Annotated in this window: 16 protein-coding genes; 6 read left to right on the forward strand and 10 right to left on the reverse strand. The window is 74.3% G+C overall.

What is annotated here, in order from left to right; all coding sequences use genetic code 11:
* Positions 1–13 precede the first annotated feature (13 nt).
* The 3 genes from KG102_RS01630 to KG102_RS01640 all read right to left on the reverse strand — a co-directional run bounded on the left by KG102_RS01630 (position 14) and on the right by KG102_RS01640 (position 5,290).
* A complete protein-coding gene (locus tag KG102_RS01630; protein WP_208289588.1) occupies positions 14–4,159 on the reverse strand; it encodes a S8 family serine peptidase in 4,146 nt (1,381 codons plus the stop codon).
* Positions 4,160–4,310: 151 nt separating this feature from the next.
* Positions 4,311–4,895, reverse strand: a complete 585-nt coding sequence (locus KG102_RS01635) for a protein-L-isoaspartate O-methyltransferase family protein (protein WP_208289587.1) — start codon at positions 4,893–4,895, stop codon at positions 4,311–4,313.
* 41 nt (positions 4,896–4,936) lie between these two features.
* The gene (locus tag KG102_RS01640) at positions 4,937–5,290 is read right to left on the reverse strand and encodes a hypothetical protein (protein WP_208210186.1); all 354 of its coding nucleotides are present in this window, start codon (positions 5,288–5,290) and stop codon (positions 4,937–4,939) included.
* 128 nt (positions 5,291–5,418) lie between these two features.
* Between KG102_RS01640 and KG102_RS01645 the strand changes: the two genes are divergently transcribed.
* The 5 genes from KG102_RS01645 to KG102_RS01665 all read left to right on the forward strand — a co-directional run bounded on the left by KG102_RS01645 (position 5,419) and on the right by KG102_RS01665 (position 13,126).
* Complete coding sequence (locus KG102_RS01645; RefSeq protein ID WP_208289586.1) at positions 5,419–6,606, forward strand: M15 family metallopeptidase; 1,188 nt, start codon at positions 5,419–5,421, stop codon at positions 6,604–6,606.
* A 55-nt stretch (positions 6,607–6,661) separates the two neighbouring features.
* A complete protein-coding gene (locus tag KG102_RS01650; protein WP_208210184.1) occupies positions 6,662–7,843 on the forward strand; it encodes an AAA family ATPase in 1,182 nt (393 codons plus the stop codon).
* 65 nt (positions 7,844–7,908) lie between these two features.
* A complete protein-coding gene (locus KG102_RS01655; RefSeq protein WP_208210183.1) occupies positions 7,909–8,346 on the forward strand; it encodes an OsmC family peroxiredoxin in 438 nt (145 codons plus the stop codon).
* Positions 8,347–8,562: 216 nt separating this feature from the next.
* The gene (locus tag KG102_RS01660; protein WP_208289669.1) at positions 8,563–11,523 is read left to right on the forward strand and encodes an FAD-binding and (Fe-S)-binding domain-containing protein; all 2,961 of its coding nucleotides are present in this window, start codon (positions 8,563–8,565) and stop codon (positions 11,521–11,523) included.
* Positions 11,524–11,731: 208 nt separating this feature from the next.
* Positions 11,732–13,126: a restriction system modified-DNA reader domain-containing protein gene (locus tag KG102_RS01665; RefSeq protein WP_208289585.1), complete on the forward strand. Its 1,395-nt coding sequence runs from the start codon at positions 11,732–11,734 to the stop codon at positions 13,124–13,126.
* 4 nt (positions 13,127–13,130) lie between these two features.
* Here the strand turns inward: KG102_RS01665 and KG102_RS01670 are convergent, their stop codons facing one another.
* Genes KG102_RS01670 through KG102_RS01690 form a run of 5 tightly spaced genes read right to left on the reverse strand, consistent with a single transcriptional unit; the run spans position 13,131 to position 18,439 of the window.
* On the reverse strand, positions 13,131–14,099 hold the full coding sequence (locus KG102_RS01670) for an alpha/beta hydrolase (RefSeq protein ID WP_208210181.1): 969 nt from the start codon (positions 14,097–14,099) through the stop codon (positions 13,131–13,133).
* Between the two features lie 10 nt (positions 14,100–14,109).
* Entirely contained in the window at positions 14,110–15,066 is a 957-nt protein-coding gene (locus KG102_RS01675; RefSeq protein WP_208289584.1) for a zinc-binding dehydrogenase, read from the reverse strand.
* 29 nt (positions 15,067–15,095) lie between these two features.
* On the reverse strand, positions 15,096–15,803 hold the full coding sequence (locus KG102_RS01680; RefSeq protein ID WP_208289583.1) for a maleylpyruvate isomerase N-terminal domain-containing protein: 708 nt from the start codon (positions 15,801–15,803) through the stop codon (positions 15,096–15,098).
* A gap of 40 nt (positions 15,804–15,843) precedes the next feature.
* Positions 15,844–17,115, reverse strand: a complete 1,272-nt coding sequence (gene metX, locus KG102_RS01685; RefSeq protein WP_208289582.1) for a homoserine O-acetyltransferase MetX — start codon at positions 17,113–17,115, stop codon at positions 15,844–15,846.
* A gap of 4 nt (positions 17,116–17,119) precedes the next feature.
* Positions 17,120–18,439 (reverse strand): bifunctional o-acetylhomoserine/o-acetylserine sulfhydrylase, encoded by a 1,320-nt coding sequence (locus KG102_RS01690; protein WP_208289581.1) that lies wholly within the window; start codon positions 18,437–18,439, stop codon positions 17,120–17,122.
* A 458-nt stretch (positions 18,440–18,897) separates the two neighbouring features.
* Here KG102_RS01690 and KG102_RS01695 point away from each other — a divergent pair, with 458 nt between their 5' ends.
* Positions 18,898–20,289 (forward strand): C40 family peptidase, encoded by a 1,392-nt coding sequence (locus tag KG102_RS01695; protein ID WP_208289580.1) that lies wholly within the window; start codon positions 18,898–18,900, stop codon positions 20,287–20,289.
* A gap of 110 nt (positions 20,290–20,399) precedes the next feature.
* Here KG102_RS01695 and KG102_RS01700 read toward each other — a convergent pair whose 3' ends face one another.
* Positions 20,400–21,386 (reverse strand): hypothetical protein, encoded by a 987-nt coding sequence (locus KG102_RS01700; protein WP_208289579.1) that lies wholly within the window; start codon positions 21,384–21,386, stop codon positions 20,400–20,402.
* 176 nt (positions 21,387–21,562) lie between these two features.
* Positions 21,563–22,060: an inorganic diphosphatase gene (locus tag KG102_RS01705; RefSeq protein WP_056085756.1), complete on the reverse strand. Its 498-nt coding sequence runs from the start codon at positions 22,058–22,060 to the stop codon at positions 21,563–21,565.
* Between the last annotated feature and the right edge of the window lie 147 nt (positions 22,061–22,207).

A 22,207-nucleotide genomic window follows, 5' to 3' on the forward strand; every position in this document is an offset into this window, starting at 1 on the left:
GGAGCCTGGTGGCTCAGCGCCTGATGAGCAGCGTCTGCGCCGCGAGCGTACCGAGGTAGCCCTTGTCACCGCTGTAGTACGCCAGCACCACGGCCGAACGCTGCGCCGCGGGCAGTGTCACGGTCGCCGTGCCGTTGGTCAGCGGCACGGTGGCCACCCGCTGCAGCCCGACCGTGAACACGACCGACCCGGTCGGCGCCGGGGCGCCGGTGGGTCCGGTCACCGTGGCGGTGACCGTCGCCCTGGTGCCCTTGGTCACCGTCCACGAGTCCGCGGACAGCGCCGCCGACGACACCGCCGGGAGCACCCGGTACGACCGCTGGCTCGTCGAGCCCGTGACGTCCGCACTGCCGGCGTACACGGCGGTCAGCTGGTGCGTGCCCGCGGCCAGGTCGGCCGGGAGGGCGATGGTCGCGGTGCCCTTGAGGCCGGAGACGGTCAGCGGGCCGGACGCGAGCGTCACACCCTTCTCCTTGATCTCGACCGTGCCCGTCGGCGCCGCGGACGCGCCCGTGACGACGACGGTCGCCGTGGTGACCGTGCCGTACGTGGCCGAGTTCTTCGACAGCGTGATCGCCGTCGTGGAGCTCGACGCCGTGACGGTCACGGGAACCGCGGCGGAGGTGGACGGCGCGTACAGCCCGCTGTCCGGGGTGAACGTCGCGGTCAGCGAGTGCTTGCCCGCGCCGAGCTTCACCTTCACGCTCGCCGTGCCCGCCGAGACGGCCGCCGAGCCGATCTCGGTCTCCCCGTCCAGGAACCTCACGGTCCCGGTGGCCTCGGCCGGCGCGACGGTGGCCGTGAGCGTGAGCTCCTGGCCGGCCTTCTTCCCGCCCGTGACCGCCAGCGTCGTGGTCGTCGGCGTCGCCGCCGGGACCGTCACGTCGACCACCTGCACCCGGGAGACCGGGTCGGCGTTGTGGTGCTGGAACACCAGCAGCTTGCCGTCGGTCGCGCCGGTCCCCTTGTGGACGCCGATGGTGGCGCCGTCGGCCCCGAGCGAGGAGAACGAGCCCGGGATGTCGTTGTCGAACCAGAACGGCGGGTCGTACGGGTTCACCGTGAACGACTCGGCGGTGTCGAGGACGTTGTCCTGCGCCGCGTAGTTCGAGTAGGTCCAGACGTCGATGGTCGGGGTCGACCCGGCGGGGATCCCCGCGGTGCCGAGCCTGATCGGCGCCACCAGCACGTTGCTGTCGAACACGCCGGCGTCGATGCTGCCCGAGAACCCGTTGATGAGCTGCACGCCGACGTTCCTGCCGCTCTCGTACTCGAACGTCGCGGCCACGGTGACGTCGGAGTCGGCGTTGAGCTTCTGCACCACCGTCTCGAGGTCGTAGGCGCCGTCACCGTCGACGTCGATGTCGATGATCGGGATGACGTAGCTGCCGAGCGTGGACCACTCGCCGTCGGTCGCGATGCCGATGCCGAGCAGACCCGTCGACGGGTCACCCCCGGCGGCGGCGACGACCGGTGCGGTCGAGGCCCAGCCCACGTAGCGGATGTCACCGGCGGCGGCTGCCGACGGCGAGGTGACGAGCCCCGGGACGTCCTCGAGCTTCGGGCTCGTGACGGCGAGGTTCAGCGGCGTGGTCAGCGAGAACCAGCCGCCCGACGCGACACCGCGGCCGGTGATCGCCAGGTCGGCGGTCTGCGCAGCGGCGTCGGCGAAGGTCACCGGGCTGGCCGAGAGGTCGGAGACGAGCCTCGGGGCGGCCTGGAGCGGGACGCGCAGCTCCTGGGCGCCGGACGTGAGGACGAGCCGACCGGAGACCTGGGCGACGTACTCGCGCGGCACGCCGGCCTGGAGCTCCACCGACGTCGGGTCGAGCTCGCGCTCGAGCGTGGCCGGGTCGGCCGTGAGCGTGAGCGTGACGACGGCCGAGCGGCCCGGCGCCAGGGTGATCGAGGCCGGGCTGGCCGTGATCGTGGCGCCGCCGGCGGTCGACGAGCTGGACACCGACGTGGCGTACCGCTTGCTCGTCGTGCCGAAGTTCTTCACGGTCACGGTCTTCTTGGCGACCACCGTGGTGTCACCCACCGGCACGACGCCCCAGGTGACCGAGGTCTGCTCCGGGTTCTGCGTGTTGTAGGCGATGACGTCCGTCGTGACGGCGTCGAACGCGTCGACCCGGCCCGACCCGACCCGCTCGGGGCCGTACGCCGTGCCCGTGCCGCCCGGGCCCGTCCAGATGTCGTGCGTGGCGGTGTTCACCACGGCCGACTTGACCTGCGCGGCCTCCCAGCTCGGGTGCGCCGCGCGCACCAGCGCCGCGATGCCGGCGACGTGCGGGCTGGACATCGAGGTGCCGGACAGGGAGTGCGGCTCGTTGCCGGCGCCCGAGGCGGCGGACAGGATCTGCGTGCCGGGGGCGGCGACGTCGGGCTTGCCGTGGCCGAGGGAGCCGTGGACGCCGCGCGACGAGCCCGAGTTGAGCATGTCGCCCGCGATGTCCTCGATGACCGTGGCGGCGAGCGACGGGCCGATGTGGACCGTCAGCGTGCCGGCCTCGATCTGCGGCAGCAGCCGGTCGGTGGTCGCGGCGGTCATCTGGAAGCCGGGGATCTGGGCGTTGCCGGCGATGCCCGCGGCGAACGGGGTCAGCTCCGTCGGGAGCAGCACGCCGACCGCACCGGCGGCCGTCGCGTTGTTGAACCGCACGGCCGAGCCGCAGCCCCGGGCCGTGTCGTCGTCGTTCCACCACAGGTAGGCGATCTTGCCGGCGACGGCAGCGGCCTGGGTGGGCGTGAACGGCGTGCAGCCGTCGAAGTTGCCGCCGGGGTTGCCGACCGGTGCCGTCACGTCGGGACCGCCGTAGGCGACCGAGTTCTGCCCGGAGTGCAGGCCGACGAGCGTCGGGTCGGCGGACTCGACGACCTCCAGGCCGTCGTACGTCTGGGGTGCGCCGACCGAGTTGGCGACGGTCAGGGAGCTCGCGGAGTTGCCCGGGCTGCCGCCGATGTCGGTGACGTCCCCGGCGTTGCCCGACGAGATCACCATGAGGGTGCCCAGCGCGCTCAGCTCGTCGATCAGGAGGTTGTCGGGGTCGTCGGCGGGGGAGCCGTCGCTGCCGAGCGACATGTTGACGATGTCGAGGCGGTCGCCCAGGTCGCCGTCACCGTTCGGGTCCGCTGCGCGGTCCAGCGCGAGCGAGGTGAGGTTGGTCGATCCGCCGATGTCACCGAACACCTTGAGCGCGTAGATGCCCGCGCCGGGTGCGGTGCCGGGGCCGACGACCCAGTCGGACACGTCCGTCAGGTCGCCGTAGTCGCCGCGGAAGGTGGTGCCGTCCGGCTGGACGCCGAAGCCGGCCGCCGTGCCGGCGACGTGCGTGCCGTGCCCGCTGTTGGGCGACAGGTAGCTGGAGTCGATCGGGTTCTCGTCGGGCGTCGGGATGGGGCTCGAGCCGGGGAACTCCGACTGGGGGTCCGCGTCGTAGATCGGGCCGGCGAAGTCGTAGCCGCCGATGAACTTGGTGGGGTCGAAGGTGCCGGCCGGGGCCGGGGCGGAGCCGTCGGCGCCGTACGCCTGCTCGTACGCCTCGACCGTGCCGGGGCCGCCGAAGTCGGCGTGGGTGTAGTCCAGGCCGGTGTCGATGATGCCGATGCGCACACCCTCGCCGGTCTGGCCCGTGTCCTGCCACACCTGCAGCGCGCGCGTGAACTCGACGTTGTGCGCGTTGGTCACGGTCTTGGTGCTCACCCGGTAGACGGCGACCACCTCGGGGGAGTCGGCCAGGGCCCGGATCTGCGCGGCGTCGCCGGTGACCAGCGTGCCGGCGACGAGGTTGGTGAGCGTCGCGATCTTCTTCGGCGCGGCCGACCCGGCGGAGCGGGCGCTGAGCTGCTCCGGGACGACGGCGTCCGCGATCGCCTCGGTCTCCGCGGCGGCCGCCTTGACCTCTGCGGGCGAACCGCCGTCGGCGGTCACGTCGCTGGCCGACCGGGCGTCCAGCTGGACGAACGCCGTCACGGGCCCGTCGGCGTCGGCGAGGCCTCGGGCGAGCTTGCCGTCGAGCCGGCCGTCGATGGCCTGGGAGTCGCCCGCGGTCGGGCGGTCGGGTGGCGGTGTTGCCGATGCGCCCCCGGCGCCCAGCAGTGCAGTGCTGACCGCGACGGACAACGCGGTGACGGCGGCGAGGACGGGTCGACGTGGCATGTGCGCATCCCTGGCTTCGAGGAGGACCGGGCGCGTGTGCAGCGGCGTGACGGCAGTCACAGGGGAGCACACGCTCGGTGCACGTTACTGGTAGGTACGCCGATTCGTCACCCCTGTGCCGGAAGGTTCGTTTCGCCGGTGCGGGGAGCGCTCAGCGCAGGGGCACGAACGAGTACGAGCCGTGGGTGCTCACCTCGGTCAGGTCGCCCCGCCGGACCACCAGGTGCATGGTCGAGGCGACCGGGATCACGAGGCGCCCACCGTCGGCAAGCTGGTCCACCAGGACGGTCGGCAGCGCCCGCGGAGCGGCCGAGACGAGGATCCGGTCCCAGCCGCCGGGGACGGGTCGACCGAGCGTCCCGGGGGCCGCCGTCGCCACGTGCGCCCACGGCAGGTCGCAGGCGTCGACGTTGCCGGCACCCCAGGCGGCGAGCTCCGGGTCGAGCTCCAGCCCGAGGACGGAACCGTCGGGTCCGACGAGCCGCGCGAGCAGCGCCGTCGTCCAGCCGGAGCCCGCCCCCACGTCGAGCACCCGTGCGCCGACGGGGACCTCCAGCAGCCTGAGCATCGCTGCGACCGTGCTCGGCTGCGAGCCCGTCTGGCTGTGCCACAGCGGGAGCGCGCGGTCCTCGTGCGCGTGGGCGCGCTGCTCGGGTGGCAGGAACCGCGCGCGGGCGAGCTCGCGCATCGCGTCGGCCACGTCGGCGGCGCGCCCGGGGTCCGCACCCTCGCGCATGGGTCGAGCCTACGGGCGGGAGCGCCCCTGGGCTCGAGGCCCTAGCTGCCGGAACGCGCCCCGGTGGGCATGGGCACCACGGGGATCGCCCCCGTGCGGGGGACGTCGGCGGCGGACGGGGCGGGGATGAACTTCGGCTTCCTGCCGGGGCGGCCCCGCTCGCGGCGCAGCTCGATGCCCTCGAGGGTGGTCGCCCGCCAGACGGCGCCGCCGTTGAGCCGTCCGTCGGGCGGCGGCAGCCACGGGACCTTGCGCGACAGCCACACGCGGATGGTGGCGTGCTCGACGCCCAGGCGGTCGGCGATCCTGGCGATGTCGTAGAGGTCGTCGAGGCCGCGGACGGGCGGCTGGGGGGCGCCCGCGGCGGGCGGTTCAGGCGGGGGGTCGGACGGCACGGGGGAATCGTAACGGGCCCACCCTGTGGATCCTGTAACGGAGCCGTGACTGGATCCACACGAGATCTCCTCCCCCCAGAGGCCTCAAGTGTCCTGGACGGCCGTCCGAAGAACTTAACGTGTTACGCGTGAGTAACAATTTCCCGTCTCCCGCCCGGCAGCCCGCCGGTCGGCACGCCGTCGAGCGCCCCGCACCCGTGCGCACGTCGAGTCGTCCCGCCCGGCTGGCGAAGGCGGCGGTGCTGACCGCGCTCGCCCTCAGCATGGGCGCCGTGGTCACCACCGCTGCGGCGAACCCGCAGGGTGATGGGAGCGAGACCATCGCGGCCGCACAGTCCCGACCGTCGACCGCGGCTCGCCAGGTCGAGGAGGCCCGCGCCGGTGCCGTCGACGTCGCGACCGACGCCATCGCCGTGGCCGAGACGGTCCAGGCCGAGGCGACGCAGGTGGCGATCGACGCGGCGCAGCTCGAGGCGCTCGACGCCGCCACCGCGCGGCTGGACGAGCTCGTGGTCGAGGCGACCGGTGACGAGGCCCGCGGCGCCGCGGCGACCCGCTCCGGCGACCGGGACGCCACCGCCGACACGGAGGGCGCCGTCGTCGTCCCGCCCGCCGCCGTGGCGAGCCCGGACGCGATCCCGGACCCCGCAACCGTCTTCGAGCAGACGCCCGCACCCCCGCAGGTGCGGACGATCCCGCCCACCACGGGCAAGGAGGACGCGACCACCGCGGAGCTGCGTGAGGCCGTCGCCGCCGTGGCCACCCTCGCGACCACCGTGCGACAGAGCGCCGAGGCCAAGAAGGTGGCGGACGCGGACGCCGCGGCAGCCGCCGCGGCCGCCGAGGCAGCAGCAGCCGCCGAGGCGCAGGCCCAGGCCACCGCCCAGGCGCAGCGCGCCGCGTGGAAGGCCTCACTGCTCGGGTACGCCAACGGCCGGATCCCCGACTCCGCACTCTGCAGCGCGAACTTCGACGCGTCGGCGCTCCTGCGCTGCGACGCGGCCGAGCAGCTCAACCTCCTGAACGCGGCCTACCGCGCCCACTTCGGCACCGACATGGTCGTCAGCGACTCGTACCGCTCGTACGCGGGCCAGGTCGCCTGCAAGCGCACCAAGGGCTACCTGTGCGCGGCACCGGGGACGTCGAACCACGGCAGCGGCGTCGCGATCGACTTCGGTGGCGGCATCAACGCGTTCGGCACCGCCCAGCACGCCTGGATGGTCGCCAACGGCCCGGGGCTCGGCTGGACGCACCCGGCCTGGGCGCAGCGCGGCGGCAGCAAGCCCGAGGCGTGGCACTGGGAGTACGTCGGCTGATCTCGCCGCGTGCGGATCGGACCGCGCACCGCGTCGCGGCTCTACGATCGGGCGCATGAGCACCTCGGCCGGGCCGGGACGGACGTGGCCCCTGGTGGGCCGCGCCGCCGAGCTCGACGACCTCGACGACCTGCTGTCGACCGCCGCCGACGGCGTCGGCGTGACGGTGCTCCTCGAGGGTGAGGCCGGTGTCGGCAAGAGCAGCCTGGTCGAGGCGCTGCGCGGCTCCGCTCGCCTGCTCGCCGTCGAGCTGCGCACGGCGCACGCCTCCGCGCTGCGGGCGGCACCGTTCGCGCTTTTGTCGGACGCGTTGCTGGTCCGCCCGAGCGGCGTGGGCCGCGGACCCGAGCGGGCCGTCGGGCGCGGGCAGGTCGAGGCGGAGCTGGCCGACCTGCTCGACGCCATCGCCGCGGACCCCGCGTCCTCGGTCGCCCGGCACGACCGGGCCGCCGAGCTGTTCGCCGCGCTGCTGCGCCGCCACGGGGACACCCACCCGTGGGTGCTCGTGCTCGAGGACGTCCACGAGGCGGACGCGCCCTCGCTCGAGGTGCTGCTGCGGCTGGCGCACGAGGGAGCGGTGCCCCGGGCGCTCGTCGTGCTGACGATGCGCCCGGTCCCGTACCGCCCCGAGCTCGCCGCGCTGGTCGCCGCGTGGACCCGTGCCGGAGCCCGGTACCTGGAGCTGCGGCCGCTGACCGCGCGCGCCACCGTGGAGCTGGCGGAGAGCCTGGCCGGCGGTCCGGTCGGCCCGTCCCTGCGCGGCACGCTCGCGACGGCCGGCGGGAACCCGCGGCTCATCGCGGACGTCGTGCGGACGGCGCGGTCCGCGGGTGCCCTGGTCACCGCCGACGGCGTGCTCGACCCGGCCGGTGCCCAGTGGCTGGAGCCGCTGGACGAGGTGGTCCGGGAGCGCGTGGCGTACCTGGGTCCGGAGGTGCTCGCGCTGCTCGGTCAGGCCTCGGTGCTGGGCACGTCGTTCGTGATCGCGGACCTGGCCGCGATGGCGGGGGACCCCGTCGCCGACTGCTGGCGAACCCTGCGGCACGGCCTGGCCGCGGGGGTCGTCCGTGCGCGTGGGGACCGGCTCGTCTTCGGCCACGACCTGGTGCGTGGCGCCCTCTACAACGGGCTCGAGCCCGACCACCGCCGCGCGCTGCACGCCCGCGCCGCGTGGGCCCTGCGGAGGGCCGGCGCGCCGTCGCGGGTCGTCATGGGGCACCTCGAGCGCGCGCGCTGACCGGCTCCGCGCCTAGCGTGGGGGTGGCGGGCAACCAGCCCGTGCTGCCCATGACAAGGAGCACCATGCCTACGCGCACCGCACGCACCGCCTGGAACGGGACCCTGCAGGAGGGCGGTGGCCAGGTCGAGCTCACCAGCTCCGGCGCCGCCACGTTCGACGTCTCCTTCCCCAAGCGCGCGGCCGAGAACGCCGACGGCACGACGAGCCCGGAGGAGCTCATCGCCGCGGCCCACTCGTCCTGCTTCGCCATGCAGCTGTCGGCCGTGATCGCCGAGGCCGGTGGCACCCCGGTGTCCCTCGAGGTCGGCGCCGACGTCACCCTGCGGCCCGACCCGGCCGGCGGGTTCCGCATCTCCGGCATCGCCCTGACCGTGCGCGGCGAGGTCGAGGGTCTCGACGCCGACGGCTTCCGCGCCGCCGCCGAGAACGCCAAGGCCACGTGCCCGGTGAGCAAGGCCCTGACGGGCACCGAGATCACCCTGGACGCCTCCCTCGCATGACCCACCCCGCCCATCGCGGCGTCCGAGCATGTGGCTGCCCCGGCGCTCACGTCCTCGGACGCTGCGCGGGGGGGCCCGTGACCATCCCTCGGTGAGGTGTGCGGGGGAGCGGGGTCGCGGTGGGAGACTGCCCGCGTGGTGGCCGTGACCGAGACAGTGCCCGGGGATGTAGGTAGCGCCGACGTCGTGCGGGCGCTGCGGTCCGCGCTGCGCGGGATGGTCGACGACAGCACGCGCCGACGCGCCGAGTACTCCACCGACGCGTCCAACTACCGGGTCGTGCCGCAGGTCGTCGCGTTCCCGCAGGACCCCGACGACGTGCTCGCCGCGCTGGAGGTCACCCGGGCGCTGGGCGTGCCGCTGACCGCACGCGGCGGCGGGACCTCGGTGGCGGGCAACGCGGTGGGCACCGGCGTGGTGCTCGACTTCTCCCGGCACGTCAACCGGATCCTCGAGATCGACCCCGACGCCCGGACCGCCCGGATCGAGCCCGGCGTCATCATGGCCAGCCTGCAGAAGGCCGCGGCTCCGCACGGCCTGCGGTTCGGCCCCGACCCGTCGACGCAGGCGCGCGCGACGCTCGGCGGGATGATCGGCAACAACGCGTGCGGACCCCGCGCGGTCGCCTACGGCAGGACCGCCGACAACGTGCTCGCGCTCGACGTGGTGGACGGCACCGGCCGGCGGTTCGAGGCCGGTGCCGGTCCCGGCGCGCTCGACGTCGTCCCGGGTCTCGACGCGCTCGTCCGCGCGCACCTCGACGTCATGCGCACCGAGCTGGGCCGTTTCGGCCGGCAGGTCTCGGGGTACTCGCTCGAGCACCTGCTGCCGGAGAAGGGCACCGACCTGGCCAAGGCCCTGGTCGGGACGGAGGGGACCGTCGCCACCCTGCTCGGTGCCACCGTGCGGCTGGTGCCGGTCGCCGCGGCGCCGGTGCTGGTGGTGCTCGGCTACCCCGACATGCCGTCGGCCGCCGACGCGGTCCCCGCCCTGCTCGCGCACGCGCCGCTCGCGATCGAGGGCATGGACTCCCGGCTGGTGGACGTGGTCCGGCGGGTGCGTGGCGCGGCGGCCGTCCCGCAGCTGCCGGCGGGCGGCGGCTGGCTCATGGTCGAGGTGGGCGGTGACACGCTGGACGAGGCCCTGGGCCGGGCGCACGCGCTCGCCGCCTCCTCGGGGACGTCGGCCGTCGGCCTGTTCCCGCCCGGACCCGAGGCCGCCGCGATGTGGCGCATCCGCGAGGACGGGGCGGGTCTGGGCGGGCGCACACCGTCCGGGGAGCAGGCGTGGCCGGGGTTCGAGGACTCGGCCGTGCCGCCGGAGCGGCTCGGCGCGTACCTGCGCGAGCTCGAGGCGCTGATGGCGTCGCACGCGGTCGACGGCCTGGCGTACGGGCACTTCGGCGACGGGTGCGTGCACCTGCGTCTCGACATCCCGCTGGAGCGCTCCGGGGACCCGCTGCGCGCGTTCATGACCGACGCGGCGACGCTCGTGGCGAGCCACGGGGGCTCGCTGTCCGGCGAGCACGGCGACGGCCGCGCGCGCTCGGAGCTGCTGCCCGTCATGTACTCCCCGCAGGCGATCGACCTGTTCGGCGCCTTCAAGGACCTGCTCGACCCGCGCGACCTGCTCAACCCCGGGGTGCTGGTGCGTCCGCGCCCGCTCGACGCCGACCTGCGCCGACCGTGGGCCCGCCCGCTGCTGGCCGACGGTCACGGGTTCTCGTTCGCGCACGACGCCGGCGACCTGACCACGGCGGTGCACCGGTGCGTCGGCGTCGGCAAGTGCCGCGCGGACAGCACCGCGACCGGCGGGTTCATGTGCCCGTCGTACCTGGCGACGAAGGACGAGAAGGACTCCACCCGCGGCCGCGCGCGCGTGCTGCAGGAGCTGGCCAACGGCACCCTGGTGACGGGCGGCTGGGGCTCGCCGGAGGTGCACGAGTCGCTCGACCTGTGCCTGTCCTGCAAGGCGTGCTCGTCGGACTGCCCCGCCGGGGTGGACATGGCGCAGTACAAGTCCGAGGTGCTGCACCGCACCTACCGCGGGAGGCGCCGCCCGATCACCCACTACCTGCTCGGCTGGCTGCCCCGCTGGGCGCGTCTGGTGACCGGCGTCCCCGGCCTGGCGGCGCTGGCCAACGCGGCGCTCGGCGTCCGCCCGGTGGCCAAGGTCGTGCTGGCCGGCGGTGGCATGGACGCGCGCCGCCAGATGGTGACGTTCGCACGGCAGCCGTTCCGGGCCTGGGTCCGCGCGCAGGGCCGCGGCAGCGTCACCCTCACCCGCAGCGCCCGAGGAAGTGAGCGCCGGGACGACCAGATGCTCGGACACAACGAGGTCGAGAGCGCGGACGTCCGAGCGGGCGAGCGCCCCGACGACCACGTCCTCGGACGTCCGGGCGAGGGGCCCGGGGGCACGGGGACCGGGGGGCGCAAGCCGCAGGTCGTGCTGTGGACCGACTCGTTCTCCGACACGCTCTCGCCGTCGGTGGCCCAGGCGGCGGTCGCCGTGCTCGCCGACGCGGGCTACGAGGTGCTCGTCCCGCAGGAGAACGCCTGCTGCGGGCTCACCTGGATCACGACCGGCCAGCTCGACGGGGCCCGGCGCCGGCTCACGCACCTGCTCGGCGTGCTCGGCCCGTTCGCGGTCAACGGCATCCCCATCGTCGGTCTGGAGCCGTCGTGCACCGCGGTCCTGCGCTCCGACCTGCGCGACCTGCTGCCGGACGACCCCCGTGCGGTCGCGGTCGCCCGGGAGACCCGCACCCTGGCCGAGCTCCTCACCGCGCCCAGCCCCATCGGCCCCGGCGACCGCTGGCGGGTGCCGGACCTGTCCGACGTCACCGCGGTCGTGCAGCCGCACTGCCACCACCACTCGGTGATGACGTGGACCGCCGACCGCCGGCTGCTCACCGACGCGGGCGCCCAGTTCTCCGCGCTCGCGGGCTGCTGCGGGCTGGCCGGGAACTTCGGCATGGAGAAGGGGCACTACGAGGTGTCGGTCGCGGTCGCGGAGAACGCGCTGCTGCCCGCGCTGCGTGCCGCCGGTCCGGGCGACGTCTACCTGGCGGACGGCTTCTCGTGCCGCACGCAGGCCGACCACCTGGCCGGCGTGCAGGGTATGCACCTGGCCGAGCTCCTCGCCGCGCACCTGCCGGCCCGCACGCCCACCGCCTGAGCCCTGGACGCGGTCGCAGGTGGGCGCGCGGTGCACCGGCGGCGCGGCATCCGGGTGATGTGACCGATCTGGGACAGGCCGCTGCGATCGACGGGCTGACGTGCTCGGCACGCTGTGGGACAGTGTGGGTCGCAGGCGCGCCGGACCGGCGCGCGGGCGACGACGGGATCGTGCAGCGCGCGGCGGCGTGCCAGGAAGGCCGGGACAGATGCCTCTCTTCGAGCTCGACGACGGCCGACCGCGCCTCGTCCAGCCGATGCAGCCCCTGACCGGATCGTTCGCGCAGGAGTGCGCCGCCCTCCTGACCCACCACCTCGCCGCCCTCGCCGGTGAGCCGCTCTTCGCGGTCCGGTCCCGCACGGGTGCGCCCGACCACGCGGACCTTCCCGAGCTGCTCGCGCTCGACGCCGCGGGGCACCCCGTGGTCATCGACGTGGCGCAGGTGGTCGACGACGACGCGGTCATCTCCGCCCTGCGGCACGCCGGCGCGGCCGCCCGGATGACGACCACGGACCTGGCCCGCGCGTACCACCCCGACCCCAGCCGGTTCGCGGTCGACTTCGCGGCGTTCCGCGAGCAGGCGGCGTTCGGCACGCACACCACCCGGCGGGAGGGCGTGCGCCTGGTGCTGCTGTGCTCGGAGGTCGCCGCCGAGGCGGGCGACACGCTCGGCTTCCTGCGCAGCCCCGGCCGGCACGTCGACGTCCTGCAGGTCGGCGTGGTCCGCGGGGTCGACGACCGACGCCTGCTCGACGTGTCGCCGCTGGCGACGTACGAGGGCGCCCGGCGCTCCGTGGAGCCGACGGCACTGCGGCTCGTCCGTTCGAGCGAGGGGTTCACCGCGGGTGTGCCGTACGAGCCGCACGTGCCCGCGGGACCGACTCGCACGCCGGCGACGGGGGAGCTGCGCGCCGTCACGCCGCCGCCGGCCACCCCCGAGCCGCCCGCTCCCACCCGCCTGCGCGCGCCCGCGACCGAGCCGACGCCACAGCCCGCCGCCGACAAGCCACGAGGGTCCACGACCGTGCACGAGGCGCCGACCACGCTGACGCCCGTGGTCGGGCTGCGGTCCGCCGCCGACCAGACGACGCCGCGCACCCCGCCCAGAGACCGCGACGACGTGCTGGGCGCGCGGCCGTCCGCGGCGCCGTCGCCGCCGCTGCCCATCTCCTCGAGCTTCCCGACGATGAACCCGCCCCGGCTGCGACCGCCGGCGCCCACCACGACGGCCAACCCGAGGGTCCCGCCGCCCGCCCCACCGGCACCCACACCCCAGGCGGCGCAGACGCAGGTCTTCGCCCCCGTGCGCGAGCCGCGGTCCGATGTCGTCCCGCAGGCGGTCCCGGAGCTGGCCACGCTGGCCAAGAGCCGCCGTGCGATCACGACCCTGGTCTGGGTCCGCGCGCGCCGCGGTCAGCGGCTGCTTGCCGTGCTGCGCACCGACGGGCTGATCGAGCTGCCGTCGGGTGAGGTGTTCGCCGATCCCGACGAGGCCGCGTCGGCCGCCGTGACCGCCGAGAACCCGGTCGACGGCTGGCGCACGTGGCGGCTCGGCGAGGGCGGCCCGACCCTCGCGGAGGCGACCGGCATCCTGCGTCCCTGACCGGTCAGCCCCACCCGTACGCGGCGACCCAGCGGTCGATCTCCGCGTAGAACCGAGTGCGGACGGGCTCCGGGGACAGGGTCAGGTCGTGCACGCCGCCACGGATCCGCACGATGGTCACGCACGGTCCCAGCTGCACGGCCCGGCGCGCCAGCAGCTCGACGTCGAGCACGACGTCGGCGTGGCGCATGTCCTCGCTCCAGCGGGGGCTGATCACGGACCGGCTCGACGCGCACATGAGGATCGGCTGCGGGATCGACAGCCCCCGCGCCACCCGCGCGTGCCCCGCCATCACGGCGAGCAACCACCCGGCCCGGACCGGGAACGACGGCGTCGGCCGCCACGCCGTGTTGTAGGTCCACTCGCCCCCGCTCTGGCTGCTCAGGGTGCGCGAGTAGTAGCCGGGATCGATGTTGGGCAGCGGCGCCTTGGGCTGGAACCGGGCGATCTGCGCGATCGCGGGGGCGCTGATGTGGCGCACCGCCGACGACCCCTGCAGCTCGAGGTACGGGCTGTTGAGCACCAGGCCGCTGAGCGCTCCGGGGTGCCGGTCGGCCCACAGCGCCGCGACCAGGCCACCCGTCGAGTGCGCGTTGATCATCACCCGCGCGCGCGACCCGAGGTCGCCGGCGATGACGTCGAGCGCGGCCTCGATCTCCTCGTCGTAGGTGGCGAGGTCGTCGACGTACCCGGGCGTCTGCCCGGGCCGCAGGCTGCGACCGTACTTGCGCAGGTCCAGGGCGTAGAACGCGGCTCCCCGGCTCTGCCAGTACTCGGCCAGCCCGGTCTGGAAGAAGTAGTCCGACCAGCCGTGGATGTACAGGACGGCGCGGGAGGGGCGCACCGGGTCGGCGAGCGGGGGTGCGTACCGGACCAGGCTGGCCACGACGTCGCCCTCGTCGTCGGGCCTCAGCTCGAGCGTGCGGACGCGGTAGTCGGGGCCCAGGATGTCGGGGCCCCACTCCGCGCTCACACCGGTCCCCTCACGGCTCCAGGACGATCTTCCCGAACTGGGTGCCCTCGACCATGCGCCGCACGGCGTCGCGGGCGTCGGCCAGCGCGAACGTCGAGTCGACGAGCGGCCGCACGCCGGTGCGCGCCAGGAACGCGAGCAGGTGCTGCAGGTCGTCGCGCGTGCCCATCGTCGTGCCGACGACCGTGATCTCCTGGAAGAAGATCCGCGTCAGCTCGGCGGGCTCGGCGTCGCCGCTCGTGGCGCCCGCGACGACGATCCGCCCGCCCGGCCGCACCGAGCGCACCGAGTGCGACCAGGTCGCCCTGCCGACGCTCTCCAGCACGACGTCGGCCCGGGGGACGCGCGCACCGGGCTCCACCGCGGCGGCGGCGCCGAGCGTCAGCGCGCGGGCCCGCCGGTCCTCGGACCGGCTGGTCACGATCATCTCCAGACCGGCCGCCGCACCGAGCAGGACGGCCGCGGTGGCGAGACCCCCGCCGGCCCCCTGGACGAGGACCCGCTGCCCGGGCGTCGCGCCGCCCGAGCGGAACAGCATCCGGTAGGCGGTGAGCCAGGCCGTCGGTAGGCACGCGGCCTCGACGAAGGAGAGCTCCGCCGGCTTGTCGACGAGGTTCCAGGTGGGCACGGCGACCTGCTCGGCGAGCGTGCCGGGGTAGCGCTCGGAGAGCAGGCTGCGCGGCTCGTCGGGACCCACGCCGTGCCCGCTCGCCCCGCCGATCACACCGTGCACGACGACCTCGCGCCCGTCCGCGGTGACCCCGGCGGCGTCGGTGCCCAGGATCATCGGCAGCCGCTCGGCGCGGATTCCGACGCCGCGCAGGGTCCACACGTCGTGGTGGTTGAGCGCGGCCGCCCGCACGTCGACCACCGACCAGCTCTCGCGCGCCTCCGGTGCCGGTCGCTCGCCGACCTCCAGCCCGCTCACGGGATCGTCGGAGAAGCGGGCGGCGTAGGCGGCGATCACCGGCCCAACGTATCTGGCCCGCGCGCCGGCTACAGGATGGGCAGCATCCGCCCGAGGTCCGGCACCGCGTCGGAGGTGTAGCGCGGGTGCAGCGCGACGGCCAGCTCGTCGACGTCGTACGGCTGCCGGCCGGCGGCGAGCCGGACCCAGGTGCGGGGGTCGGCGACCTCCAGGCTCCAGCCGCCGCGCGCGACGACGATCTCCAGGAGCGCGTCGGCGACGAGCTGCAGGGCGCCCGGGTCGACGGGGTCCGACCCGCGCGGCACGGACCTCGCCAGGTCGTCGGCGTGCACGACGAGCTCGAGCACGCGCGAGACGGCCATCGTGCTGAGCAGCACGGGGCCGCGGCGTGCCTGCACGACGAGGTCGTCGGGACCCAGCTCGTCGAGCCGCTCGAGCGCGGCGAGGGCCCGCGCGTCGACCTGTCCCAGCGGGTCGTCCGCGATCTCGACGGCCAGCGCCCGCGTGGTCTGCGCGATGTCCGCCGCCCGGTCGGCGTACGTGCCCACGTACTCGCCGAGCGTCAGCGGGACGGTGCCGTCCGGCAGCGGGACGCAGACGGCGAGCGCCTCCATCGCGCGGCCCAGGTGCGCGACCAGCTCGGCCACCGTCCAGCCGTCCAGCACGGAGGGATCGTCCGCGACGTCGTCGTCGACCACGTCGGTCACCCAGGACCGCAGCAGCGTCCACTGGGCGTGCAGGGCGGCGCGGGCGTCGGCGAGCTCGGCGGAGGGCATGGCGACATGGTGCCGCAGTCGTCCGGCCGGGCACAGCCGGTTACGGTCGGGCGCTCCGCTGCAGGAACTCGTGCACGAACGCGCCCACCACGTCCTCCTCGATGAGGAAGCCGTCGTGGCCGTAGGCGGAGTGGATGGTGCGCAGCGGCTCGGCGCCGGGGATCCCCGCCGCGATCCGCTCCGACTGGGCGGGCGGGAACAGCCGGTCGGAGTCCACCGCGACGACGAGCGCGCGCGCGGTGATCGACCCGAGGGCGGCGTCGACCCCGCCGCGGTCGCGGCCCAGGTCGTGCGTGATCATCGTGCGGGTCAGCACCACGTAGGTGTTGGCGTCGAAGCGGCGGCTCAGCTTGTCGCCGTGGTGGTCCAGGTACGACTGCACCGCGAACCGGCCCCCCTCGAGCGGCTGCTCGCCGCCCTGCGGGATGCGGCCGAACCGCTGGTCCAGCTCCGCCGCGCTGCGGTAGGTCTGGTGCGCGATCTGCCGGGCCAGACCGAGGCCGGCGTGCGGTCCGTCGCCGTCGGGCGCGTCGTAGTAGTCGCCGTCGCGGTAGCGCGGGTCGGCGCGGATGGCGGCGAGCTGCGTGTGGAAGCCGGCGATCTGGTCCCCGGACGTCTGCGCGGCGGTGGCGATCGCGGCGATGGACTCGACCCGCTCGGGGGCGCCGGCCGCCCACTCCAGCACCCGCAGCCCGCCCAGCGACGCCCCGATCACCAGCGCCCAGGCGTCGATGCCCAGCAGGTCGGACAGCCGGATCTCCGCGGCGACCTGGTCCCGCACGGTCAGCAGGGGGAACCGGCTGCCCCAGGGGCGGCCGTCGGGCGCGGGGGAGGCGGGTCCGGTCGAGCCCTGGCAGCCGCCGAGGACGTTGGGGGCGACGACGAACCAACGGTCGGTGTCGATCGGCGCACCGGGCCCAACCATCGACGACCACCAGCCGGGCGTCGGGTGCCCGTCGCCCGCCTCACCGGTGACGTGCGAGTCGCCGGTGAGCGCGTGCAGCACCAGGACCGCGTTGCTGGCGTCCTCGTTCAGCTCACCCCACGTCTCGTACGCCAGGCGCACGGCCGGCAGCCGGCCGCCGGACTCCAGCTTGAGCGGTCCCAGGTCCGCGAGCTGCCGACGCCCCATCGGGTCACCGTCGCGCCAGGCCGCGCTCGCCGGGACGGGCGGCTGGTCGGCCTGCGGTGGGCGGGATCCGAGGGTGCGCGGTCGGGCCGGGGAGAGCGTCACGTCGGGGCTCCTCGTGGGGCGCGCCGCCGGGCCGCCGGTGCCCGTCCTGGGCTCCGACGGCGTCGGCGGCGTGCTCATGCGGTCAGGCACTCTTCGCGGCGCGGAAGCCGGCGTCCAGGTCGGCCAGGATGTCGTCGATGTGCTCGATGCCCACCGCGAGCCGGACCAGACCGGGGGTCACCCCGGACAGCGCCTGCTCCTCGGGTGTCAGCTGGCTGTGCGTGGTCGACGCGGGGTGGATGACGAGGGAGCGCACGTCGCCGATGTTGGCCACGTTCGAGTGCAGCTCGAGCGCCGACACGAACGCCTGGCCGGCCTCGGTGCCGCCGTCGAGCTCGAACGCGAGCACCGCGCCGGCGCCGCGCGGCGAGTACTTCAGCTGGGCGGCGTGCCACGGGCTCGACTCCAGGCCGGCGTAGTGCACGGTGCGCACGTCGTCGCGCGCCTCGAGCCACGCGGCGACCTTCTCGGCGTTCTGCACGTGGCGCTCGATCCGCAGCGACAGCGTTTCGATGCCCTGCGCGATGAGGAACGCGTTGAACGGCGAGATGGCGGAGCCCAGGTCGCGCAGCAGCTGCACGCGCGCCTTGAGGATGAAGGAGAGGTTGACGCCGAACGCGCCGCCGACGCCGAGGTCCCGCGCGAACACCAGACCGTTGTAGGACGGGTCCGGGGTGTTGTAGTTGGGGAACCGCTCGGGGTGCTGCGCGAAGTCGAACGAGCCGCCGTCGACGATCGCGCCGCCGATCGCGGAGCCGTGGCCGCCCAGGTACTTCGTCGCGGAGTGCACCACGATGTCGGCGCCCCACTGCAGCGGGTTGATCAGGTACGGCGTCGCCACGGTGTTGTCGACGATGAGCGGGACACCGGACGCGTGCGCGACCTCGGCGACGAGCTCGATGTCGAGGATGTCGGCCTTCGGGTTGGGGATCGTCTCCGCGAAGAACAGCTTGGTGTTCGGGCGGACCGCGTCCCGCCACGCCTGCGCGTCGTGCGGGTCGGTGACGAACGTGGTCTCGATGCCCAGCTTGGGCAGCGTGTAGTGCAGGAGGTTGTACGTGCCGCCGTACAGGGACGGGCTGGCCACGATGTGGTCGCCGGCCTCCGCGATGTTGAGGATCGCGAGCGTCTCGGCCGCCTGGCCCGACGCGACGAGCAGCGCGCCGACGCCGCCCTCCAGGTTGGCGATGCGGTTCTCGACGACCTCCTGCGTGGGGTTGCCGATGCGCGTGTAGATCGGGCCGAGCTCCTTGAGGGCGAACCGGTCGGCGGCCTGCTGGGCGGAGTCGAACACGAAGCTCGTCGTCTGGTAGATCGGCAGCGCGCGGGCGCCGGTCGCGGGGTCGGCGCTCTGGCCGGCGTGGATCTGGCGGGTCTCGAAGCTCCAGCTCTCGTTGCTCATGGTGCTGCTCTCCGTCGTCGATAGGTCTGTCAGGGATCGATAGATCCGCGGAGGGCCTCGGGCAGCCGACATCCGTCCCGCGGAAGGGGTGGGAGTGGCGCACGGGTCGAGCCGTGGCGGGTGTCAGGGCCGTCCGACGAGGACGGCACGCTGCCCGCGGGGACAGCCGAGCGTGCGCTGGGTCAGCGACACATTCGGCGGGACATGGGCCGACGATAGATCGATGTGTCCGAGCAGTGGAACCGCCGTCTCAGCCATTGGTACGGCGGTCGGGTGATGTGCCGGTCGTCGCGGCGAACGGGTGATCTCGCCGGGATGTCGCCCGGTTCGTCCCGAACCACATCCGTGTGACTCATGTGACTGATGTGACAGATGTTCTCTTATGAGGTTTGCGCAGGTAGCGTCGCTGGAGGACGGTCGCCACGGACCGTCCGCCGAACGTCGGGGAGGACGTCCAGGTGAGCAACCGCACGAAGCGCAGGGCCTCGCGGGGCCTGGTCGCCGGCGCGCTCGTCGCGACCCTGCTCGTCGTCGGGGCGCCGAGCGCGCTCGCGGACCCGACCCCGCCCTCCGGGCAGGACGTGCAACGGGCGCAGGGCGCGGTGCGGTCGGCCGAGCGCTCCGTGGCCGCCATGGAGGTGCGCCTCGCCCAGCTGAGCGCCGAGACCGACGCCGCCCAGGTGGCCCTCCTGCGGGCCGGCGACGCCTACACCCGTGCCATCGCCGATGCCGATGCCGCCCAGCACGCCTCCGACGACGCCGTCGTCCGCTCGAAGGACGCGGCCGCGAGCGCCGAGGACGCGCGCCGCCAGCTCGTGGCGATCGCCCGCGAGCTGGCCCGCTCGGGCGGGTCGACCGACCTGCTGCAGGCGATGCTGTCGTCCGACGGCTTCCAGGACGTCGCCCGCCGCAGCACCTCGCTCGACCGCATCAGCGGCAAGGCCGACGAGGCCGTGCAGAAGTACCGGGCGACGCAGCTGGTCGCCTCGACCCTCGCCGCGCGCGCCGCCGAGGCCGCCGCCGAGGCCACGGCCACCAAGGCCGCCGCCGCCGACGCGCTCGCTGCTGCCGAGCAGGCGCAGCAGGACGCCGCCGACGCACAGACCTCCGCCGCCGCCGAGCGCGACGGACTCATCACCTCGCTGGCCGCCGCCCGCCAGACGAGCGCCGAGGTCGAGCGCGCCCGTCAGGACTTCGTCGACCAGCAGCGCCGCGACCGCGAGGAGGCCGCCGCCCGCGCCGCCGCCCTGCGCCCCGTCGCCGCGCCGCCGACCGCCACCGCGCCCGGCGCCACCACCCCGCCCGCGACGACGACCCCGCCGGCGACGAACAACCCCGCTCCGGCCCCAGCACCAGCACCAGCACCTGCACCGGCCCCTGCACCTGCACCTGCCCCAGCACCTGCACCTGCACCTGCCCCCGCTCCGGCCCCGGCGCCGTCGAACCCCTACGGGCTCGGCACCGGCCGCTCGCGCGGCTCGGCCGATGCCGGCGCCGCGGCGCTTGCCTGGGCGCAGACGAAGACCGGCCTGCCGTACATCTGGGCCGCGGCCGGACCCGACGGCTACGACTGCTCCGGCCTGTCGATGAGCGCCTGGCGCGCGGCCGGGGTCAACCTGTCGCGGACCACCCGCGACCAGTACAAGCAGGTCCTCAAGATCAGCTACAACGACCTGCGGCCGGGCGACCTCGTCTTCTGGTCCGACGACCCCAACGACCCGAACGACATCTACCACGTGGCCATCTGGGCCGGGAACGGCAAGATCATGGAGGCCTCCAAGCCGGGCGACCCCCTGCGCACCACCTCGATGCGCTGGTCCAAGACCATGCCGTTCGCCGGCCGCCCGTAACCCCTCCCGCACCTCCCCAACGTCCGAGCAGATGTAAGCCCTGACCTCCATCTACTCGGACGTTGCAGCTCAAGACCCCTCAACGTCCGAGCAGAAGTAGGTCCCGGCCTCTATCTGCTCGGACGTTGTGGTGCGTCGGGGCGCCAGCCGGCTCGTTGCAGGGCTCGGTCGACGGCGTCGAGGTACGGCGCCGGGTCGATCCGGAGGCCGAGGCTCGGGACGCGCAGCACCACGTCGCCGCTGAGCGCGATCTCGTTGTGGCGCAGGCTGTCCTCGACCCACCGATCCGGTCGTAGATGGCCGACTCCGTCGATCTCCACAGTCACCCGCCAACGCCGCCATCGGACGTCGAGAAACGCCCGTCCGCCGGGGTGCGAGACGACAACCTGGCGGTCTGGCTCCGGAAGACCGCGGCGACGGCACAGCGCAGCGAAGTCGAGCTCGTTGAGGGAGTGCACCCCGTCGCGCACCTCCTCGACGACGGACCGAAGCAGGCACCGCCGCTTGTCGCGCTGCACACGTTCCAGTACCTCCCCGATCGCCTCGGCGGTCGTCAGCCGCTGCTGGACGGCGGCAACGAGGTAGAGGGACGCCTCCCGGTCGCTACGTGCCCAGAGGGACGCCTGGACGGTGGCCACCTCCGGGCGCGTGCGGACGATGCCCGAGGTGAGTGCGTCCTCGTCGCGCCATCGCCTCGTCTCGTGAACCCGGACACCGGGCGGGGGAGGGAGGGGTCGAGAGGACTTCGGAGCGGCGACGTGGATGAACCCGTCGTCGACGATGCCCCGCAGCCCGGCGGCCTGCAGTGCTGTCACTCCGGCCAGCGCCGCTCGTGGAACGTCATCTCCGGCGCACCGGGGCGAGCACTCGAGCACCGCCAGCCACCAGTCCGCCCTGTCCTGGGGCCCGGGTGGCGCAACGGCGAGCGTGTACCGGCCGACGGGTCGCCACCGTTCGGCGCTCATCTCCGCGTGCATCTGTGCCGTCGTGATGCCGAGGCCGCGGACCTGGGACATCGTCAGGAGACCGGCCTGGTGGGCGGCGCGTCCGGCGACGAGCGCACGTCGCCGAGCGCGCGCTGAGCGGTCCGGAACCATGCACGTACCGTCCGCGCCTCGGTGTCGGGGGTGGATCCACCGGGTGCGGTCTGTGCATGCGGCTGCCGCCACAGGGGCTGTGGGCGGCGAGAGAGACACCAACGTCCGAGCAGATGAGGCCCAGGGCCTACATCTACTCGGACGTCAGCGAAGAGAGTTGGGGAGAGCGGGGACGCTCAGTGGCTGTAGTAGTTCGTGTCGATGGCGCGCTGGCGGCTGCGCTCGATCTCCGCCTCCGCCTCCGAGCGACCGACCCAGTGCGCACCCTCGACCGACTTGCCGGGCTCGAGGTCCTTGTAGACCTCGAAGAAGTGCTGGATCTCCAGCCGGTGGAAGTCGGACACGTCGTCGATGTCCTGGCGCCACGCAGCGCGCTGGTCGCCCGTCGGGACGCAGAGCACCTTGTCGTCGCCGCCGGCCTCGTCGCGCATGCGGAACATGCCCAGCGCGCGAGCGCGGATCAGGCAGCCCGGGAACGTCGGCTCCTCCAGCAGGACCAGCGCGTCCAGCGGGTCGCCGTCCTCGCCGAGGGTGCCCTCGATGAAGCCGTAGTCGTCGGGATAGCGGGTCGAGGTGAACAGCATCCGGTCGAGGCGGATGCGCCCCGTGGCGTGGTCCACCTCGTACTTGTTGCGCTGGCCCTTCGGGATCTCGATCGTGACGTCGAACTCCACAGCTCTCCTCCGCCCCACGTCCGCGCCCAAGATCCGGGACCGCCGGTCGCGACACTCGTCGTCGTGCGGCGCGCCGGGGTGTCTGGGCGCCATTGTCTCGGACAGTAGTCTGACGCACCGCGGGACGGGGCGTCCCACGGTGCAACG

Origin of the sequence: Cellulomonas fengjieae (assembly GCF_018388465.1) — a bacterium.
GTDB lineage: Bacteria > Actinomycetota > Actinomycetes > Actinomycetales > Cellulomonadaceae > Cellulomonas > Cellulomonas fengjieae.

What these genes read in the sequence shown, in the direction of transcription:
- KG102_RS01630 (WP_208289588.1), bottom strand. Translation starts at nt 4,159, where the DNA reads ATGCCACGTCGACCCGTCCTCGCCGCCGTCACCGCGTTGTCCGTCGCG.
- KG102_RS01635 (WP_208289587.1), bottom strand. Translation starts at nt 4,895, where the DNA reads ATGCGCGAGGGTGCGGACCCCGGGCGCGCCGCCGACGTGGCCGACGCG.
- KG102_RS01650 (WP_208210184.1), top strand. Translation starts at nt 6,662, where the DNA reads ATGAGCACCTCGGCCGGGCCGGGACGGACGTGGCCCCTGGTGGGCCGC.
- KG102_RS01655 (WP_208210183.1), top strand. Translation starts at nt 7,909, where the DNA reads ATGCCTACGCGCACCGCACGCACCGCCTGGAACGGGACCCTGCAGGAG.
- KG102_RS01660 (WP_208289669.1), top strand. Translation starts at nt 8,563, where the DNA reads ATGGTCGACGACAGCACGCGCCGACGCGCCGAGTACTCCACCGACGCG.
- KG102_RS01665 (WP_208289585.1), top strand. Translation starts at nt 11,732, where the DNA reads ATGCCTCTCTTCGAGCTCGACGACGGCCGACCGCGCCTCGTCCAGCCG.
- KG102_RS01680 (WP_208289583.1), bottom strand. Translation starts at nt 15,803, where the DNA reads ATGCCCTCCGCCGAGCTCGCCGACGCCCGCGCCGCCCTGCACGCCCAG.
- metX (WP_208289582.1), bottom strand. Translation starts at nt 17,115, where the DNA reads ATGAGCACGCCGCCGACGCCGTCGGAGCCCAGGACGGGCACCGGCGGC.
- KG102_RS01690 (WP_208289581.1), bottom strand. Translation starts at nt 18,439, where the DNA reads ATGAGCAACGAGAGCTGGAGCTTCGAGACCCGCCAGATCCACGCCGGC.
- KG102_RS01700 (WP_208289579.1), bottom strand. Translation starts at nt 21,386, where the DNA reads ATGGTTCCGGACCGCTCAGCGCGCGCTCGGCGACGTGCGCTCGTCGCC.